The sequence below is a fragment of the Sodalis sp. (in: enterobacteria) genome, from assembly GCF_036327475.1.
In the GTDB taxonomy this organism is placed as follows: domain Bacteria; phylum Pseudomonadota; class Gammaproteobacteria; order Enterobacterales; family Enterobacteriaceae.
The window spans coordinates 1236879-1255537 of the sequence record NZ_CP132913.1 but is presented as its reverse complement, the minus strand read 5'-3'; the positions used below and the strand labels follow the sequence as shown (position 1 = coordinate 1255537).

At 54.4% G+C, this 18659-nt stretch carries 17 protein-coding genes and 6 pseudogenes; 7 read left to right on the top strand and 16 right to left on the bottom strand.

All coding sequences use genetic code 11. The features are described 5' to 3' along the window. Nucleotides 1-1198: 1198 nt before the first annotated feature. Nucleotides 1199-1713, bottom strand: a pseudogene (locus GPOALKHO_RS06860) (carbonic anhydrase); the annotation flags it as partial. Between the two features lie 100 nt (nucleotides 1714-1813). Between GPOALKHO_RS06860 and GPOALKHO_RS06855 the strand changes: the two are divergent. Both GPOALKHO_RS06855 and GPOALKHO_RS06850 read left to right on the top strand, forming a co-directional pair. After that, nucleotides 1814-2737 carry an ABC transporter ATP-binding protein gene (locus tag GPOALKHO_RS06855; protein ID WP_406701850.1) on the top strand — a complete coding sequence of 308 codons (924 nt, stop codon included), beginning with the start codon at nucleotides 1814-1816 and terminating at the stop codon, nucleotides 2735-2737. A gap of 8 nt (nucleotides 2738-2745) precedes the next feature. Further along, nucleotides 2746-3513 carry an ABC transporter permease gene (locus GPOALKHO_RS06850; RefSeq protein ID WP_406703427.1) on the top strand — a complete coding sequence of 256 codons (768 nt, stop codon included), beginning with the start codon at nucleotides 2746-2748 and terminating at the stop codon, nucleotides 3511-3513. A 187-nt stretch (nucleotides 3514-3700) separates the two neighbouring features. On the opposite strand, the pseudogene GPOALKHO_RS06845 reads toward GPOALKHO_RS06850, so the two are convergent. From GPOALKHO_RS06845 to GPOALKHO_RS06810, 8 genes and pseudogenes are all read right to left on the bottom strand, one after another. Beyond that, nucleotides 3701-3833 (bottom strand): annotated as a pseudogene (locus GPOALKHO_RS06845) (aspartate 1-decarboxylase); the annotation flags it as partial. A gap of 4 nt (nucleotides 3834-3837) precedes the next feature. Continuing rightward, nucleotides 3838-4704 (bottom strand): pantoate--beta-alanine ligase, encoded by an 867-nt coding sequence (gene panC / locus GPOALKHO_RS06840; RefSeq protein ID WP_406703426.1) that lies wholly within the window; start codon nucleotides 4702-4704, stop codon nucleotides 3838-3840. Nucleotides 4705-4715: 11 nt separating this feature from the next. Then, entirely contained in the window at nucleotides 4716-5507 is a 792-nt protein-coding gene (gene panB / locus GPOALKHO_RS06835; protein ID WP_406701849.1) for a 3-methyl-2-oxobutanoate hydroxymethyltransferase, read from the bottom strand. Nucleotides 5508-5732: 225 nt separating this feature from the next. Continuing rightward, the gene (gene folK / locus GPOALKHO_RS06830; RefSeq protein WP_406701847.1) at nucleotides 5733-6239 is read right to left on the bottom strand and encodes a 2-amino-4-hydroxy-6-hydroxymethyldihydropteridine diphosphokinase; all 507 of its coding nucleotides are present in this window, start codon (nucleotides 6237-6239) and stop codon (nucleotides 5733-5735) included. Then, nucleotides 6239-7624, bottom strand: a complete 1386-nt coding sequence (gene pcnB / locus GPOALKHO_RS06825; RefSeq protein WP_406703424.1) for a polynucleotide adenylyltransferase PcnB — start codon at nucleotides 7622-7624, stop codon at nucleotides 6239-6241. Before pcnB ends, folK begins: the two co-directional genes overlap by 1 nt. A 57-nt stretch (nucleotides 7625-7681) precedes the next feature. Then, nucleotides 7682-8547: pseudogene (locus GPOALKHO_RS06820) on the bottom strand (glutamate--tRNA ligase family protein). An 83-nt stretch (nucleotides 8548-8630) separates the two neighbouring features. Continuing rightward, on the bottom strand, nucleotides 8631-9086 hold the full coding sequence (dksA, locus tag GPOALKHO_RS06815; protein ID WP_406701845.1) for an RNA polymerase-binding protein DksA: 456 nt from the start codon (nucleotides 9084-9086) through the stop codon (nucleotides 8631-8633). A 234-nt stretch (nucleotides 9087-9320) separates the two neighbouring features. Next, nucleotides 9321-9748: pseudogene (locus tag GPOALKHO_RS06810) on the bottom strand (DNA/RNA nuclease SfsA). A gap of 605 nt (nucleotides 9749-10353) precedes the next feature. Between GPOALKHO_RS06810 and GPOALKHO_RS06805 the strand changes: the two are divergent. From GPOALKHO_RS06805 to mrcB, 3 genes and pseudogenes are all read left to right on the top strand, one after another. Then, a pseudogene (locus tag GPOALKHO_RS06805) lies at nucleotides 10354-10716 on the top strand (ATP-dependent RNA helicase HrpB); the annotation flags it as partial. Then, nucleotides 10696-11049: pseudogene (locus GPOALKHO_RS06800) on the top strand (ATP-dependent helicase C-terminal domain-containing protein); the annotation flags it as partial. The pseudogenes GPOALKHO_RS06805 and GPOALKHO_RS06800, both read left to right, overlap by 21 nt. Before the next feature lie 28 nt (nucleotides 11050-11077). Beyond that, nucleotides 11078-13525: a bifunctional glycosyl transferase/transpeptidase gene (gene mrcB / locus GPOALKHO_RS06795; protein WP_406701843.1), complete on the top strand. Its 2448-nt coding sequence runs from the start codon at nucleotides 11078-11080 to the stop codon at nucleotides 13523-13525. Between the two features lie 302 nt (nucleotides 13526-13827). Here mrcB and GPOALKHO_RS06790 read toward each other — a convergent pair whose 3' ends face one another. Both GPOALKHO_RS06790 and GPOALKHO_RS06785 read right to left on the bottom strand, forming a co-directional pair. Continuing rightward, nucleotides 13828-13968 (bottom strand): hypothetical protein, encoded by a 141-nt coding sequence (locus tag GPOALKHO_RS06790; protein ID WP_406701841.1) that lies wholly within the window; start codon nucleotides 13966-13968, stop codon nucleotides 13828-13830. Between the two features lie 446 nt (nucleotides 13969-14414). Then, nucleotides 14415-14537 (bottom strand): hypothetical protein, encoded by a 123-nt coding sequence (locus tag GPOALKHO_RS06785; RefSeq protein ID WP_406701840.1) that lies wholly within the window; start codon nucleotides 14535-14537, stop codon nucleotides 14415-14417. A 34-nt stretch (nucleotides 14538-14571) separates the two neighbouring features. Here GPOALKHO_RS06785 and GPOALKHO_RS06780 point away from each other — a divergent pair, with 34 nt between their 5' ends. After that, entirely contained in the window at nucleotides 14572-14976 is a 405-nt protein-coding gene (locus GPOALKHO_RS06780) for a hypothetical protein (RefSeq protein ID WP_406701839.1), read from the top strand. A 179-nt stretch (nucleotides 14977-15155) separates the two neighbouring features. Here the strand turns inward: GPOALKHO_RS06780 and GPOALKHO_RS06775 are convergent, their stop codons facing one another. Then, nucleotides 15156-15281: a hypothetical protein gene (locus GPOALKHO_RS06775; RefSeq protein WP_406701837.1), complete on the bottom strand. Its 126-nt coding sequence runs from the start codon at nucleotides 15279-15281 to the stop codon at nucleotides 15156-15158. A 2-nt stretch (nucleotides 15282-15283) separates the two neighbouring features. Here GPOALKHO_RS06775 and GPOALKHO_RS06770 point away from each other — a divergent pair, with 2 nt between their 5' ends. Next, a complete protein-coding gene (locus tag GPOALKHO_RS06770; RefSeq protein WP_406701836.1) occupies nucleotides 15284-15406 on the top strand; it encodes a hypothetical protein in 123 nt (40 codons plus the stop codon). Nucleotides 15407-16089: 683 nt separating this feature from the next. On the opposite strand, the gene GPOALKHO_RS06765 is transcribed toward GPOALKHO_RS06770, so the two are convergent. From GPOALKHO_RS06765 to GPOALKHO_RS06750, 4 genes are all read right to left on the bottom strand, one after another. Then, nucleotides 16090-16272, bottom strand: coding sequence for a hypothetical protein (locus GPOALKHO_RS06765; protein WP_406701835.1), 183 nt, complete (start codon nucleotides 16270-16272; stop codon nucleotides 16090-16092). 352 nt (nucleotides 16273-16624) lie between these two features. Beyond that, nucleotides 16625-16807: a hypothetical protein gene (locus tag GPOALKHO_RS06760; RefSeq protein WP_406701834.1), complete on the bottom strand. Its 183-nt coding sequence runs from the start codon at nucleotides 16805-16807 to the stop codon at nucleotides 16625-16627. A 74-nt stretch (nucleotides 16808-16881) separates the two neighbouring features. Next, entirely contained in the window at nucleotides 16882-17382 is a 501-nt protein-coding gene (locus tag GPOALKHO_RS06755; RefSeq protein ID WP_406701832.1) for a hypothetical protein, read from the bottom strand. Nucleotides 17383-17685: 303 nt separating this feature from the next. Beyond that, entirely contained in the window at nucleotides 17686-17982 is a 297-nt protein-coding gene (locus GPOALKHO_RS06750; protein WP_406701830.1) for a hypothetical protein, read from the bottom strand. Between the last annotated feature and the right edge of the window lie 677 nt (nucleotides 17983-18659).

Here is an 18659-nt window from a genome sequence, read left to right as displayed (position 1 = left end):
TAACGTGTTTTAATACAAAATTCTGCTCAGCTACGCTACGTCCGTCAAGGTGTTGAAATTATGAACTTCAATGCTTTTTGTGACAAAGTCAGTGCGAGAAACAGGCTGAATTCCATTTTAAACCTTTGTGTGTCTAGAACTTGGCTGGCAAGGTAATAAATATACTCCATGTCAACCACCACCTTATAGGACTTTAAAGTTATTTAATATAACTAACTTAGTTTCATGCTTTGTGCGAGCGTGAAGATTTTACCCATATCAAATCCTGCTTTATGCGGAGTTTTGTAGTTTTTGAAAGCAAAGTTTTCTTTATGTCATAAGCTCATTAATTAATTTGCATTAAGTCCTGATTCACGCAGGCGTTCCCTATGTGCGAATAATTCATCTTCATAAGCATTTTATCAACTATTCGTTGAATGTATGGCAGGTTAAGCGCGCGTTTATATTTTCTTTGGTGTTTCTAAGCATAGTTTTACAAAACCATGTTGTCGACGTTTATAGGTTTAGGAATACCAGGTTTTATATTGGATAATCTACGGGCTTGTCGTGTTTGCAATAGTCGGCGTTAAATTTACATTCATGAATTGACCCATCTTTTAGTAAAAGACCGTTTTAATTTTAAAACACATAGGTATAAACTTCAGCGCTAATTAACCATTTCCGCTATGCCAAATAACAATGAATATCCGGTGAACGACACACCAAGCTGCACTAGCACTTAATGCAGAAGCGACAAAGGGATTAATCGAAACGCTTTTCAGTAGTGCTTACTGCTGGATAGAGGACGAGAAATCTCGGCCGCGTCGCCGAGCTTGATCTAAGATCGGTCACACAGCACTTACGACAGGGCTTGTGTGATTAAAGGCTAAGGCTACAGATGGAGATAGTACTATATTGATTGAATGGTGTTGATGTGGGTTGGCAGAGACTATTGGCAGAGACTATTGGCCGGAGCGATAACCGGATCCCAGGCGCTAACACGAACACCGGTGGGGTTAGTTGACGTCAATGGGTTCAGCGAACACCTATCGGATAAGCTAACTTCAGGCGGATGCAGGTTGATTAAAGGCAAGCCGTAGGTTAAGTGAACCATCCGTCTATTGAACGGACGTCAGCCGAATTAACTGCCGTAGCGTTGCAGCGGGATGGCCATGTCCTAACGATAACGCTATTCCAGCGTCTCTCAGCTTGGTGGCGGGTATCTCCAGGTCACGGAGTAAACCGCTGTGCACCGTTTCTGGGCATAGCGCATAATGGTCGAGCGTCCCAGGTTATACACCCGCTCAATCACATTAATTTTGCTGAGAATATTGGCGCGGTTCTCGGGATGAAGCTCGCCAAGCAGTGAGCTATACTTTGTATCACAAATCGTGGATATGCAGAGTCAGTTGTCGATGAGCCTCAGTTTGGGGTTGTCGATGGCCGCCTGTGTACCGTAAATGATGATATGCTCAATTTCCAGCACGTCGACTGCATATCGCACGACCGGCAGTCTGTTGAGATCGGTATTGATAACCAGGTTGGCGACATTGTGAAACAGCTCGCCTATCTCCAGTCAGGTCAATCTTTCCGCCGGGACGCGGCTGTTGGAACAGCCAATCCACAAAAGCGCGGCTTTGCGCCAGCGACGCTTTTAAAAGAGGCCTGGGTTCTCTTCATGCGGAAGCTTGGACAATCCTGGTTGTTACTGAGAATGGTTGAAATGTCTCTCATTGATGTTAATTGCCCGTAACTGTCGTAATGCGATAGGTTCAAGCGCTGGCATTTTAAAATCAATTTCTGCAAATCGTTAGAATAAGGTAACCCGTTACAAATGACATATGCATTGGAGTTAGAGCAGTTGACCAAGACTTACGCGGGAGGCGTACAGGCCCTAAAAGGGATTGATCTGAACGTGGATGCCGGCGATTTCTATGCGCTGCTTGGCCCCAACGGGGCGGGAAAATCCACCACCATCGGTATTATTAGCGCTCTTGTGAACAAGACCGCCGGCAAAGTGCGGGTGTTTGGCTACGATACCGATAAGGATATCGTCAATGCGAAACGCCAGTTAGGTGTGGTACCGCAGGAGTTCAATTTCAATCCGTTTGAAACCGTCTATCAAATCGTGGTGAATCAGGCCGGCTACTACGGCGTGGGGCGCAAGCAGGCCGCGGCAAGCGCGGAGAAGCGTCTGCGCCAGCTGGATTTGTGGGATAAGCGTGACGAGCGCGCCCACATGCTCTCAGGCGGTATGAAGCGCCGTTTAATGATAGCCCGTGCGCTGATGCATGAGCCGAAGCTCCTTATTCTCGACGAACCCACCGCGGGTGTCGATATCGAGCTACGGCGCTCCATGTGGGGGTTTTTACGCGATCTAAACAATGGCGGCACCACGATTATCTTAACGACCCACTACCTGGAAGAGGCGGAAATGCTGTGTCGGCATATCGGCATCATCCAGTACGGCAGGCTGGTGGAAAACACCTCTATGCGGGAACTGCTGTCAAAGCTGAAATCTGAAACCTTCATCCTGGATTTAGCGGCAAAAAGTGCGCTGCCCAAGCTGGACGGTTATCGCAGCCAATTGCTCGACACCAGAACACTGGAGGTGGAGGTAATGCGCGAACAGGGCCTTAATAGTCTGTTTAACCAGCTGAGCACCCAAGGGGTGCAGGTGCTGAGTATGCGCAATAAAGCCAACCGCCTAGAGGAGCTATTTGTAAACCTGGTCTCTGACGGCAAAGAAAGGAGTTAACGGACATGATGCAGCTGTATTGGGTGGCTTTAAAAAGCATTTGGCTTAAAGAGATCAATCGTTTCACTCGAATCTGGATACAAACTCTAGTGCCGCCTGTGATTACTATGACGTTGTACTTTATCATTTTCGGCAATCTTATCGGATCGCAAATCGGTACTATGCACGGTTTCTCGTATATGCAATTTATCGTGCCGGGACTGATTATGATGGCGGTGATTACCAACGCTTACACCAACGTCGCGTCGTCGTTTTTCAGCGCCAAATTCCAGTGCAATATAGAAGAGTTGCTGGTAGCGCCAGTCCCCACCCATGTAATTATTGCGGGCTATGTCGGCGGCGGGGTGGCGCGCGCGATTTGTGTCGGTATTCTGGTGACCGCGGTGTCGCTGTTCTTTGTGCCGCTTCAGGTCCATGCCTGGTGGATGGTGGTCGTGACGCTTTTATTGACCGCGGTGCTGTTTTCGCTGGCGGGATTGCTCAGCGCCGTGTTCGCCAAAAGTTTCGACGACATTAGTATCATCCCTACTTTCGTCCTCACGCCGCTAACCTATTTGGGCGGAGTATTTTACTCGCTGTCGCTGCTGCCTCCGTTTTGGCAAGTGGTGTCGCAACTAAACCCGGTGGTCTACATGATTAGCGGTTTCCGCTACGGCTTTTTGGGCATCAGAGACGTGCCGCTGACGCTGACGCTTGCGGTGTTGGCGGCGTTTATCGTGATGTTTTATTTTCTGTGCTGGACACTCATTCAGCGCGGACGCGGCCTGCGAACTTAATCCTGCGCCGGTGTTGACTCTACCGTCGCGCGTCAGGCCATTTCACCTGTAGTGCTTTGCGATGCATTGTAGCTGATCGTGCTCGTCAAATGGGCGAGCTTCTGGGCATGGCGCCGCGCCTCTTCATCCGGCATTTGCACATAGGCGCAGCGCGGGCAATCGCATAGGTGGAGAAACATTGGCCATTTATCGATGTTATAAATATCAATCGCTTCATACTCCAAGATCCCTGTCGCATTCAGAAAGTCCTGTGCGTAATGGAGATCTACCTGGGTGACATGTACCTGGCGCGGCTTGCCTCGTAACATCATGCGCTGCATGAGCTTAGGCCTGCTTACCAGAAATGAGATCCACTTGCGCATTATCAATTAACCGAACCTTACCTATCCAGGCGGTGAACAACACCACTGCCCGCCGGCTGTTGACCGTCAATGGCAGCAGGGTTTCGGCGTCGCGAATAGCCAGCGTATCCGGCGTGAGCCCGGCCTGGAGCAGTTGCTCAGTCGCTTCCGCCAACAGACTGTCGGTATGGCGCTCTCCGGCGCCGAGCTGTGCCACCAGCCGCGTGAGCACCTTGTTGAGCTGCGGCGCCAGACGGCGCTCTTCGGCGCTCAGATAACCGTTGCGCGAACTGAGCGCCAGACCATCGGCGGCGCGCACTGTCGGTACGCCGATAATGTCGATATCGTAGCTCATGTCCCGCACCAGCTGACGAATAAGCGCCAATTGTTGAAAGTCTTTTTCGCCAAAGCAGGCCACGTCCGGTTGCACCAAATTGAACAGTTTGCTGACAATCGTGGCCACGCCACGGAAATGCCCAGGGCGGCTTTCGCCTTCCAGGATATTGGCGAAGCGCGGCACATCAACAAAGGTCTGACTGCCCAGACCGTCTGGATACATCACCGCGGTCGCCGGAGCGAATACCATATCCACGCCGCGCCGGGTCAACCGTTCGCAGTCTTCTTGCAGCGTGCGCGGGTAAGCTGCCAGATCTTCCTGGCGGTCGAACTGCATCGGATTGACGAAAACGCTCACAACGACTTTATCCGCGCGGGCGCGCCCGACGTCAATTAACGTCATATGCCCTTCATGCAAATTACCCATTGTCGGAATAAGGGCGATATGTTTATGTTCCTGATGCCACTGTTTAACCATTTGATGCAGCGGTGGCGGCGTTTCGATAATCAGCACGCGGATCTCCTTCATGAGTGAAAGCTGTGTTCGGCGGCGGGAAAGTGGCCGGCCTCAACCTCTTGCACATAGCAGCGCACTGCGGCGGTAATATCGCCGCCAGCCGCGAGAAAATTTTTGGCGAAGGAGGGCGTGCTACCGCTGGTGATGCCGAGCGCGTCCTGCATAACCATAATCTGACCGTCTGTAACGGCGCCGGCGCCGATGCCGATAACTGGGATGCCCAACGCCTGGGTGATGCGTTCCGCTAGCGCCACCGGCACGCATTCCAACACCAGCAATTGGGCGCCGGCTTGTTCCAGCGCTAGCGCATCGGACAGCAGCTGCTCGGCGCCGGCCGGATCGCGACCCTGAATTTTATGGCCGCCGAAAATATTCACTGACTGCGGCGTCAGGCCCAGGTGTCCGCAGACGGGGACCGCCCGCGCGGTCAGGCCGCTAACAGTATCGGCTAGCCACGCGCCGCCCTCCAGTTTCACCATGTTGGCGCCCGCGCGCATCAGTGTCGCCGCATTGTCATAGGTCTCAGACGGCGTCGCGTAGCTCATGAACGGCAGATCGGCCAACAGTAAGCAGGAGGGGGCGCCGCGCCGCACGCAGCGAGTATGATAAACCATATCCTCTACGGTAACCGGCAGCGTAGAGTCGTGGCCCTGTATCGTCATACCTAAGGAGTCGCCCACCAACATCACCCTGATCCCCTGCTCAACGAACAGGCGGGCAAAGGCGGCGTCGTAGGCGGTAATGGAGGCGAATTTACGCCGTTGTTGCTTCCATTTGCGCAAATGAGAAATGGTGGTCATGGTATACAACCTCTGTGCAGCGGGCGCGCCCGCTGTCATCTTAAGGAGCAGCGGCCTATTCTAATGGAACCTTTGCCGAGGGTATAGCGTTTATCGCACAAAACATTTGGCCATTTGACTAGGCTTGTGCAAGGGTCGCGGTGACCAGATTAAAGGGGGCTAAAACCTTACGTCGCGCTGGTGCATGTTAATGCGTCACGTCGGCGCCAGACGGGCAGAAAGCGTTTACTCCCTGCGGTAGCGGTGCTCCTCATCCCAATAGACGAGACCATTACGCGGCACATGAGGTAGTCGCTCGGCCAGCGCGCTGCCGTCTGGAAAGTGCAGCTCAGGCGCCAGCTCGGCGAGGGGATACAACATGAATTCGCGGTTGCGCATGTCGTAATGCGGCACCGTTAGGCGGTTGGTGTCGATAATGCGATCTCCGAAGAGCAGAATATCCAGATCCAGCGTGCGGGGTCCGAAGCGATGCGCCTTGCGGGTGCGTCCCTGACGTAGTTCGATCGATTGTGTATGATTAAGCAGCATTTCCGGCGTGAGGGCGGTGTCCAACGCCACCACGGTGTTCAGGAAATCGGGCTGATCCTGCGGGCCAAGCGGGCGGCTGCGGTAGTAGGATGAACAGGCAACTAGATGAGTGCGCGGCAGGCTCGCCAGCGCCTCGAGAGCGGCGCTTACCTGCTGCAACGGCTCGGACAGGTTGCTGCCCACAGCCAACCAGACACGTTCCATCAGGCGTTGTCGCGGTTGGGTAGTCGACGGCGCAGATGGGCACGTGCCGGCGCGTCATTGCCGAGCGTGATCAGCGTGTTCTTTTGCTGCAGCGGTGCGGCCACTCGCCCCCACCAGTGGCTGAGCCGCTGCAGTTCAGCGTTGTTTTCCACATCGGCGCGCAGCGTCAGCAAATCATAGGCGGCACGGAATTTAGGATGTTCCATCAGTTTGTTGGCGCGTTTGCCTTGGCGGCGAGACAGCCGCAGCTGAAGTTGCCACATATCGCGCATCAGGGCGGTTAAGCGTTTGGGTATCGCCAGCGTGCGACACTGTTCGTCGAGAACGTCGTTCATCGCCAGTGAGAAAGCGTCAAAATAAGACAGGTCGCTTTCCTGTGTCAGTTTCTGCGCATGTTCTAACAGTGGATACCATAGCATGGCAGCGAATAAAAAAGCTGGATTGGCTCTCATATCATTGCGCAAACGCCGATCGGTGTTTGCTAATACGCGGATCACCATCTGTTCCATATAACTGTCACCGTGCTCGGTAAGGTTACGACTTATCAACGGAAATAGCGGTTGGGACAGTTGGTATTCGCACAGCAGGCGGTAGGTGATTTCACCGTAGCCTGCCTGTAGCAGCTTGAGGGCTTCTTCAAACAGCCGCGCCGGGGGAATACCGTGCAGCAGCGCCGCTAGTCGTGGGATAGGTTCGGCGGTTTCGCGGCTGATGGTCATATCCAGCTTGGCGGCAAAGCGCACCGCGCGAAGCATGCGAACCGGGTCTTCCCGATAGCGGGTTTCCGGATCGCCAATCAGGCGAATCGTCCCTTCGCGTAAATCTTTCAGTCCGCCAGTATAGTCGCGCAGTGTAAAATCGGCCACGCTGTAATACAGGCTGTTCACCGAAAAGTCGCGGCGTTGGGCGTCTTCTTCGATGGAGCCGAAAATATTGTCGCGCAGCAGCATGCCGTTGTGGCCGGTGAGGGCGCCACGGGGGCCGCCCTCACCGGGCTCCAGTACCTGATGATGGCCGCGGAACGTGGCAACTTCGATAATCTCAGGCCCGAACATGACGTGGGCTAGCCGAAAGCGGCGGCCAACCAATCGGCAGTTGCGAAACAGTTTACGCATTTGCTCCGGCGTGGCGCTGGTCGTGATGTCGAAGTCCTTGGGTTTTTTACCCAGCAGCAGATCGCGAACGCTGCCGCCAACCAAATAGGCTTCGTATCCCGCTTTGTTCAAGCGATAAAGCACCTTTAAAGCATTTTCACTGATCTCTTTACGAGAGATGGAGTGCTGGTCGCGCGGGATAATCGTCAAAGGGCGTCTATCCTCTGGCACCGTTTCCACGTTTTCACGATTGAGCACCTTTCGGCAGAAGTTGGCTACTCGGGTAAAAATAGTACACCTCTAGTAACAAATAAACAGGAACAACGTAAAACAGTGGCTAATGATAGCTCACCCCGCTAAGTTTGAGAATGGGCGGGTGTATTGTCCCTTACGGGACGGGGCGGTCGGCATGGCGTCAAGCTGCCAGTGATCCACCGTCCATTTAACACACTCTCAAGGTGCATAGCGCGCCATTGCGGCGGCAGAAGCTGTTTAATAGCCTTAGCGCCAGCGTCAGCAGCGACCGAGGATTGCTCATCGGCAGCGCCAGCGGCAGATGGACATAATCAGGTTCTTTAATAACCTAATTGATGATATAGCGCCAATTGGCGCCCTGTCGGCGCGATGAGATCGGCGCCGCGCACCACCCTTCGTCACGCCTATAGCGATATCTCCACAACCACCGTTAGATTATAAGCGAACAGCCCATCGCGGCGGTGGATGATACAATCCTCCCGAACGCAGGGTCGGCCTGGATTCGGCCATACAGCCGGTCGTGGAACTGGATCACTAACGCGGTTTGACGCAAGCGAATGGCTGCGCCATCGGCGGGGATTCGCCTATCACGGCAGTGACTGTCGTAATGATCGCCAAAGCTTTGGATGCGGTTGCGCGTACAGTCGCAATAAATAGTAGCTCAGGCCGCCTTGGAGCAGCGTCACCAGCACTCTGAGATAGGCCTCGTGCCGCTGCGACTAATATATGACCAGCCCGTCCCAAGGTAGGCCGTAATGCTTGAACTGGCGTAAAGGTTATCGGCGGTGCCGGCACTGTCCATGGCGGGTCAATATCCTCAATGCGTATCCGTCATTGGCCACCACATGCGCGCGCCTGCAAGCTCTCGTTGCAAAGGGTGGCGACACAAGAGAACAGAAATGAAGCGCGACGGATGGTGAGGGGGTGCAACGCCCGACGTAGGGAGTAGAGATTGACATGATGGTGAAAAGGCGTAACCACGCAGCCACCGCGATGGCATGATTTTCCCTAAACGACACCGCGCAGTAAACCTGGTTCACACTTACCCTGCCATCTGTTTTTCGCGAATTTCGGCGAGAGTCTTGCAATCGATGCACAAATCGGCAGTCGGACGCGCTTCCAGGCGACGAATACCGATTTCCACCCCGCAGGATTCACAGAAGCCAAAATCGTTGTCTTCCACTTTCTTGAGAGTTTTCTCGATTTTCTTGATGAGTTTACGTTCCCGGTCACGATTACGCAGCTCAAGACTGAACTCTTCTTCCTGCGCGGCACGGTCTACCGGATCGGGGAAGTTGGTGGCCTCATCCTGCATATGTGAGACGGTACGCCCCACTTCATCTCTGAGTTGATTACGCCACGCTTCAAGAATGCGCTTGAAATGTAGATGCTGGGCTTCATTCATGTACTCTTCACCAGGCTTTTGCTGGTACGGTTCTACCCCGGCAATGGCGAGAATGCTCAAGGAGGATGTCTTACGGTTTTGCCCTTCTTGCATGTTGCTTCTCCTTCTAACACGCACTAGCGATCCCCAACGTGGGGAAACAGGCCGCTATAAATAGCAGATGACGTTAAGGTTGGCAATTATTCTTAACTCCTACTTGACAACGGTGTCAGGAAGGCGTGCTTGGCACAATGGCAAACGGACGCATTTTACGTTATGTCACGTTCACAGTCCTATGAAATAATTATCGGCAGCGGCGCGTGGATTTCGCATGCCGTACCGGGATAGCTAACAACCATAGCACAGGACTTCTACATTTGACTGCTGAGCCTGTAATACCAGATCGGCATAGTAGGGGTATGTGATGGGCCGGCGACACCCGGTCGATACCCGAATACAGCACGGTGAAAAACAGCGCCGCACGATACCCCATTTCCGCCATTGCCTGTAATTCTCGTAAATGTTTTGACCACGCATAATAATGCCAACTAAGACGTTGTCGCGCAGCGTATTGATTCCTATTCATTGACAGCTGGCGATTTCAGTTAATTCCGAACCGTGCGGATAATAACGTTTACGATTATCCGAGGTGGAGAACCAAACCGCATCACCAGGGATGGCGCAACCGGTCATAGCGCCAGTGTTGGCGTAGTGAACCATTAAGGCTTCCCATCTGGCGTCACCATATCGGCAAGAAAACGCTTATAGCGTTGTATGAGTCAGGCAGGCTGGAGGGTGAGATCGAATTGTATAGGCTTTATTGTGGATCGTCGCGGCGCAAGGACCAATCCTGCACCAGTCTATATTAAACACTGATAGCCAGAGTCCAAATCGGCTTACGCTAGTCATCCAGCCTGGTGTGTCAGGCGGTGATGCAACTGGTTGGGTTGCCTGTCGCCAGAGTGAAATATGTGGATAAAACAGCGGCAAACTTTGGTAACAATGGTTGTGAGCCACCCGTTCGCGTAGCCATACCGCCAACTGCAGCAGTTCGCGCGGTGGCATCCGAGCCACACCATCCCGCACTCGGCCAGTGGCCGTGGTCATCCAGCCGCAGATCGAAAACCAGTAGCCGCAAACGACCGGCGGCCTCGCGCGCAGTACCTGCTCCTGCGCAGCGCCGACGTTGCCCAGAATTGACGGCGCGGCAAGGGCGACAGCGTCCACTAAGCGCGGCGGGCGGAATCAATCATTGTTCCAGGATACAGCGATGCTACAATGCCTACTCTTAGAATGTTAACCTTTTCGCGGAGACGTTGTGGTGTTATTGCCGGCCAGTGCCAGTTGTGAACTGCTCGCCGCCCCGTAGAGCGCCGCGTAGGTGATACTACACGCACCGCCGGCGCCGGCAATCGACCTGGCTGCCGCTGGAAATTCTGCGCAGCGATGGTCTGCTGGGCAGGTGATGATGCTCGAGCCTCGGCGCCTAGCGGACAAGAACGTGGCGCTGCGGCTGGCGGAACAGTTGGGCAACGCCAGGGCCAGACGGCCGGCTACCGGATGTACAACGAGAGCTGCTGCGGTCCGGCAACCCGGCTGGGGTGGTGACCAATGGCATTTGACGCGGCAATTGCAGCAGGATCCGGCGCTCGACAGCGTCTCGTTGCGTTGATGATCCTGGATGAATGTCAAATGTCACGAGCGCAGCCTGCTGGCGGATCTGGCGCTGCTGTGTCTGCTGGACTGGTTGTTGCAACAACGGCTGGGTAGTCTAGCTACCCAGCCGCTACACTGTGCCCACCGGCAGCTGTCTGCCGCTGCGTTATCAGCAGGACGATCCGTCGGTGTTGGCGGTCTGCATGCAGGAGATGTTCGGCGCACAACAGACGCCGCGGGTGGCGGAAGGACGTATAATAGCGGTAGTGCTTGGAGATGTTGTCGCCTGCCGCCGGCCACTGCAAATCACCCGTGATTTAGCGGCGTTTTGTCGCGCCGCCTATCGCGAGATGTAAAAGAGATGAGAGGGTGTTATCCGAAGCTTTCGCAGGCTGGGGTGGGAACAGAGCAGACAGTTTAGTCGTCGGCAGTGGAGAGAGTAATTAACGATGTCTGAGGATGGCCGTGAACCTATCGGGCGTCATGGACGACCGTCAGACCGCAAGGATCCGCACAGAGTTGCGCCGCGCTGCCGGCGGGATGATGATTACGATGATGATGACCGCTGGCAGGATAATGATGAAGAGGAGTACGTGATGCCGTCGCGAAAGGGAGGGGGAGGCGCGCCGCGCAAGAAAAGCCGACTTCTGGGCTGGATTATCCGTCTCGTGCTGCTGTTTGTCGTCGTTATCGCTACCTATGGCGTGTATTTGGATACGCAGGTCCGTCAACGCATCGATGGCAAAGTCTGGCAACTCCCGGCAGCGGTTTATGGCCGCATGGTGAGTTTGGAGCCGGGAATGTCCTACAGCCGCAGCGATATGGCGACGTTGCTTGAAAGCATGCAGTACCGCGAGGTGTCGCGAATTACCCGGCCTGGCGAATTCACCGTGCGCGGCAACAGCATTGAGCTGCTGCGCCGGCCGTTCGATTTTCCGGACGGCAAAGAGGGGCAAATTCATGCCCGTATGACATTCGCCAAGAATCAGCTACTGGAGACCAAAAACCAGGGCACCCAGCGTAATTTTGGCTTTTTCCGCCTCGATCCGCGTCTGATCACCATGTTACAATCGCCAAAGGGCGAACAGCGGTTGTTCGTACCGCGCGCCGGTTTCCCAGACTTGCTTGTGGATACCCTGATAGCCACCGAAGATCGGCATTTCTACGAGCATGACGGTATCAGCTTCTTCTCCATAGGCCGCGCCTTTCTGGCCAATATTATCGCCGGTCGCGCGGTGCAGGGGGGGAGTACGCTAACGCAGCAGCTGGTGAAAAACCTATTTTTGACCAACGAACGCTCGCTATGGCGCAAGGCCAATGAAGTCTATATGGCATTGATCGTCGATTACCGTTACAGCAAGGATCGTATCCTGGAGCTGTATCTGAACGAGGTGTATCTTGGCCAGAGCGGCGGCAATCAGATTCGCGGTTTCCCGCTAGCCAGCATGTACTATTTCGGCCGTCCGGTGGATGAACTCAGTCTTGATCAGCAGGCAATGCTAGTGGGGATGGTAAAAGGCGCGTCGCTGTATAATCCTTGGCGCAACCCCAAGCTGGCGCTGGAGCGCCGCAATATTGTGCTGAAATTACTGGAGAACCAGCAAATTATCGATGGCGAGCTGTATAACATGCTCAGTGCCCGCTCGCTTGGTGTGCAGCCGCATGGAGGGGTATTGATGCCACAGCCGGCTTTCATACAGATGGTGCGCGAAGAGCTGCAAAGCAAGCTAGGCGACAAAATCAACGATCTGTCCGGCGTCAAGATCTTCACCACCTTGGATCCTCTGTCGCAGGATGCGGCGGAAAAAGCGGTGGAGGCGGGTGTGCTCGCGTTGCGTGCCTGGCGCGGCGTTAAGGATCTGGAGGCCGCGATGGTGATAGTCGATCGCTTCAGCGGCGAAGTGCGCGCAATGGTCGGCGGAGCGGAGCCGCAATTCGCCGGCTTTAACCGTGCAATGCAGGCGCGGCGCTCGGTCGGATCACTGATAAAACCGGCCACCTATCTGACCGCGCTGAGCGAGCCGGATAAATATCGGCTCAATACCTGGATTGCCGATAAACCGATTACCCTCAAGCAGCCGAACGGCAGCCTATGGTCGCCTAAAAACTACGATCGGCAGTTCCGCGGTAAAGTGATGCTGGTAGATGCGTTGACCAATTCACTTAACGTGCCGACTGTCAATCTCGGCCTATCGGTTGGGCTTGATCGTATTGCCGCTACCCTAGTGAAGCTTGGCGTGCCGTCTTCAGCACTGAACCCGGTCCCTTCTATGCTGCTTGGTGCTATCGGTCTCACGCCGATGGAAGTAGCGCAGGAGTTTCAGACTATCGCCAGCGGCGGTAACCATGCCACGCTGTCGGCGGTGCGCTCGGTGGTAGGGGAGGACGGTACCGTGCTGTATCAAAGCCTTCCGCAGGCGGAGAGGGTGGTACCGGCCCAGGCCGCTTACTTGACGCTGTACGCGATGCAACAGGTGGTGGTGCGCGGGACATCGCATTCGCTGTCGGTGAAATTTCCGTCTTCGCATTTGGCGGCGAAAACCGGGACTACTAACGATTTGCGCGATAGCTGGTTCGCCGGTATCGACGGCAAAGAGGTGTCCATCGCCTGGGTTGGTCGCGATAACAATGGTCCGGCCAAGCTGACCGGCGCCAACGGCGCGCTGACGTTGTATCGCCGTTATTTAGATAACCAAGCGCCGTTGGCGCTGAACTTGACGCTGCCGGAGAGCATCAGCCAGATGTCCATCGACTATGCCGGCAATTTTGTCTGTAACGACAGCAGCGCGATGCGTACGTTGCCGGTGTGGACAGATGATCCGCAGTCGCTATGCCAGCCGGCCCATACGCAGATACAACCACAGCTTAATGCCGCGCCGAACAGGCAACCACAGTAAAGCGCCCTGCCGCAGGATGAGTAGAAAGATAGCAACGGCGTGACGAACTGGATTCGGGGAATGTTCAGCAAATAAGCCATGCGGGCTAGTGCTATTCTGTTTTTGCCCGGCAAAGCACCTCTGGTCCTGGCAGTGCGGAAGGTGGTGTCGGCAATGACCACGTCGCTTCGGCGCTGTAAGGGTTATCTCCTGGGATCATAATGATCTCAGGGGGCTGAAAATTGCCATAACCATATTCGCCGGCCGGTAACCACTGTCCCATGTCGTGGACGGTAACGAATGGTGACACCATTTCCTTCTATTTACGCCGCGCCAGTTTGTGGCTGGCGCGGATCTATAGACGTTGCAGGGTTAATCTGCCGTCGGCGTGGATAAACCAAGCCAGTGGCGAAAAACGCCTCGGGTTTGATAAGTATGGCGACAGCTTCGGCGATACAGCGCATATCGATACGGATGATGTCGGGACGAACCTCAAAACTTCGATACCGTCAGCAAGCCAGACGCGCTGCCATTTCCTGCGCCACCATGGCGAGTCCCGCTTTGGCGACGCAATATTCTAGCCGATTCACAGACACCATTTGCGGAACAGGAAGAAATAAAAACGATGCTGCGCGAACCTTCCGGGGCTGGCCGGGCCAGTATGCGTTTGGTGACCGCCTGGAAAAAACGCCTCGCGCAATTTGCGTTTAGTACCGCGCAAAACCGCCGTCATAGTGTCGAGCGCATCCAATCGCTCTCAGGGGCGCAATACCGGCATTAGAAACCAGCACCGCAATCAGTCCCAACTATCGCTTAATACTATCAAGCACGGCGGGCATGGCCCGCCGTCGCGACAATGTAAAATAGCTGACTAGGTACGCCGTACTTTTCCAGCGGAGTCTGAAAAACGTCAGATAGGGGCTATTTTCCGCCATTTTCCGCCATTCGCTGCACAATAAAGTGCTGGCTCGCGCAGATGATAATCCCCCACATTGGTGGCTTCGCCGAACGGGTTGCGGTAGCCTTCCGGCACACAATCCCAGCTGTTGAAGCGATAGCATTGGCTTGTGCAGCAAGAGGCATTGATGCTGCGGCGACAGACTGAGATAGTGGTCGTCCAGCAGCGTTTGTGGCGCGGTCAATCCGACCTGGCGGCAGCGGTTCGCGCCGTGGCGGTGTTGGCCGTCGAGATGGGTGCTGAACGCAACAGGCCCTGCGCCGCAATCGCCACGGTGGAGCTGTCAACGCGCTCGACGACGTTGGCTGGATCCGAGTCTTGCGTAGGGCGCCTCGAGCCTGACCAGGTCAGGCGCGCCGGTATTCCAATAGGGAATGCCGTTGAAGGTGGTGGTAAACGCCAGATAAAATCGCGAACTGTCTTGGCGGGCAGCATCTGCAAATACTCCAGCAGCTCCGTGAAACCGCATATCGCCCAGCTCAAACCACGCGTCCAGGTAGAGAAGCCGGAGTAGCCTTTTGCTGGGTGCTAACGCAGCGAAAGGCGTTGTTGCGCGGGTTGAAGATTGATTTATGCGTCGTCCGGCCGAGGACATCATAAATATCCCGACTTTCGCCCTAGAATACGCAAATCACGCGCTGGTGAAGGCATGGGCCAGGGCGAGATCACAACGGTAAGATGGCCTCATCGCCCTCAACTTTGCCCCAGATCGTGTGCCAACAGCAACGCCCGCATGGTACGCAGTGTGTCGATAGACAGCGAGTGTGCCCTATTAAAGGAGTGGATATAATCTTTACCGGCGCTGAGCGAAATCGGCATCTATGGCGTTGATTTTATTGTCCGATATCGCCAATGTACGGTTTATCGCCGGCAGAAAAGGGGCCGAGGTCGGGGTGTTGTCGATGTTCCGATCCTCTTTACTGCCTAGTACAGGCAATCGTTGAATGATGGTGCTTAAGTCACATCCACCGGCTGCTGCCAGCCATCGTCGACTACTGTTGGTACAACGGTGGCAAATCGATAACGCCGTCGCCCATTATGTCGCGATCGGTCAGCAAATAATGGGTCGGCACAAACCAATCGCTGAGATGGAACGCCAGTAGGCGCCGCGTCTTGGTGACCAGCTATAGTTAATGTAGGACGTCGGGATCCTACCAAATATGATAAACGTCGGCGGCAATTTCCACTTCCGGACACAGACGCTCGCCAAGCGCTAACGCCTGGCGAGCGTTTGACACAGGCGCGGTCTACGGCATACATCGGATGTAGCGGCTCAACGGTAGGGACATCCCGGCCGCGCGTGCCATCCAGATCTGTATCTCCCACAGGCAGTCCATCGACCACCAGCACCAGACACGCCGCTTCTAACTCTGCGACTTCCTCGATGATCTGTCCCCGGTTGGAAACAGACCGCAGCGGCACAGCCCGCTGACGGCAAGATCGGCCTCTTTTATCAGATGGCGGGCCTGCGACAACCCACTGCGGCGACTTTGTCCCGCCAGAAAGCCATATTTACACGGAATCCTCTAATGAGACATTGGGGCCGAGGGTGGCGGTATTCAACGATAACTGTTTTGGTGTTAGAGTTAATAGTGGCATAGTGATGCCACGTCGTACGGATCGAAAATCAAAAGAAGGCCGTCAGCTGTCCTCCAATCATCGACCTACCGTTGGTGCCCGACAGCCCGCCCGGCGCACGTGGGCAATAAGGGGAGCGTTTCTGGCGGATGCATGATGAATAAATATTCACCACCTGCAACGCGGGATAGAAGTCGGCAAACGGCGCGGGAAGTCCATCATTCGGCTCCATGCTGAGAATATAGTGCGTTGTGCGTGCTTCCAAACCGAGTTGTACGTGCCGTCCACTAGTATGAAGCCGTTATCGCGTAAGCCGGCGACCAGTCCGGTGCCGTCGAACATATCGCCAAATCAGGCCTCTCACGCGTCGCGCCGAAGCACGTTCATGGCACTAATTTCCCGCGCCTGTGCTGAAAGCGCATCCGCCAAAGTGCGGGCACGTATTTATTGGGCGATAACCAGGACCGCGATATTGCCCAGCGCCATGATGTCACGCAGACTGGCCTCGAACGTAATCTGCGGCATGCAGATCGTGTTGATGCTTTGCTGTTGAAAACAAGTGTTCGTTAACTAATGCGTTTCACCTAGGCAATCAGATCACCCACAATATACCTACCATACAGTCGCGTGCTGCCGTCGATAGTTGACGCACGCATGGCGCGGCTTGCAGCGGAAGTTGCGCAAGGCGCGAAGCCGCTAGCGCGTTTCGCCGCCATCTCGCGGTGCAGGCCCATGGTGTGCGGTGAGAACAGTCGGGTATCAACCACCGTTTTAAGCTCAGCAACAATACGAAGGCGAAAACTAATCTACTGCAACATGTTGATATTCAGCGTGATTTCCGTTAATTCCAGTGCACCGTCGACCACCCGTAAACAGCGTGCTCGGTGACAAACAAGTACTGTCCTGTTTTCGTTGGCTGGTAGGAACCTCTGTAGGAGATCTGTTGCAACGCGGCGACAAACTTCTGGTGGGCGCCTTCTTGTACAATGCGCAACCGAGCTTCATCGCAGGCCACATGCATACCGCCGGCGGTAAAGGTGTCGCCGAATACTATTTGCGTTTTGACTGATATTGATAAAAATTCGCCGATGCCGATAAGTTTTCGGGCGTCGATTTCCGCCGCTGACAGAAAGGCGATATCAATTCCGCTGCCATCGTAAAAGTTGAACTGATGGGACTGATCCACCCACGCGCTATAATTGCGTACGGCACTGGCGTCCAGCCCGGCGACGAGCGTGCCGCCGACAAATTCCTGCTCTTTAGTGAGAACGATATTTCCAATACGTCCTCTTCCGCGCTGACCAGCCCGATACCGGTGCATATGCCGGAGCCGACGTTGCAAACGGCACTGGGAGGCAGTTCCATGGCGCAGCGACGCGCCATGATTTTGCGCTTACCTAGGGGTAGAGCTGGAAAATTGTTGAGCAGAATGTGTAAGCGCCAGTATAAGGCAGGATCGTTCAGGTTTTGATAGGCCACGGCCTGTTGAGCTTCTACCACCAGATCGACCAGCATCGCCGGGATTTTGACATTTTCGCTGGCAGAGTGCCGCGGTGGGCAAGACGTTTCACCTGCACTATGACCAGCCTGTCGCAGAGTTTTGTTGCCTGTGTCACCGGATGGGCTATCTTCATCTGCAGCGGATTCACGAAGTTATGCAGGCTGAATTCCCTGCGAAGTCCACCAACGCTCCGCAGACCACATGTTTCAGCAGCCCGGATTCGCCAACCACGAGGCGCCGCATTTGCCGCGATTCCCAAGCCCCACGGGAATAGAGCGCGGTCAGCAGCTGCTGAGGAAAATTCTGCCGCTGAAAACGGCGTTCGAGGGCTTCAAGTAGCGTTTCTGGTACTGCATGTCCTCCATTCGATCCTCCGATCATGACGGTATCGCCATCGCGCAGTAATGAAACCGAATCATCGGTAGAAGCGATCTGCATCATTATTCTCCACTATTAAATAATCCATTGTGTCGATCCGAAAGCTCGGATATACCAGCCATGCTAGAGTTAAAACAGATACTTTTCCTGCAACGGATTACATTATTTCCGCCGTGACAGCGCTACCGCGATTTAAAGTAAAGATGCGGGCTCAGCGTTATTTCTATGCTTAAGCAATGACGCGTTATTTTCATCATGGCGCGATAAATATTACCCAGTACCACGACAATAACCGTAAACAGACAAACGCGCCCAAATAGACCATGACCCATGTGGGTCTACCGCCCCAATGCTACCAAGCACAGTGACAGTTCTCGGCACATGACAATACCGGAAAATAGATAACGAGTGGGAAGTAAATTTAAGAGAAAAACAACTGTTCGCCGCTGGCGCACCCTAACTGATGCCATAAATCGCACTGACGCCAAGCATCGCTAGCAAGGTATTTGATAAAATAGCGGATAAACAAAGCACTATGCAAACAGGTCGCCGCAAATAAATATTTTGGCGATGCCATAGTGGTAGACCAACCATATAACGTTAGCGCGATGATTAATACCATCAGGTCATTCGTTTTACATGCCGAGGATATTTATTATATAACTGAGTGCGAAGGTGCTAAGGACATAGGTCAGCGCCTGATGCCACCATAGCAAAGAAACCACAGAGCAACTCGTGTG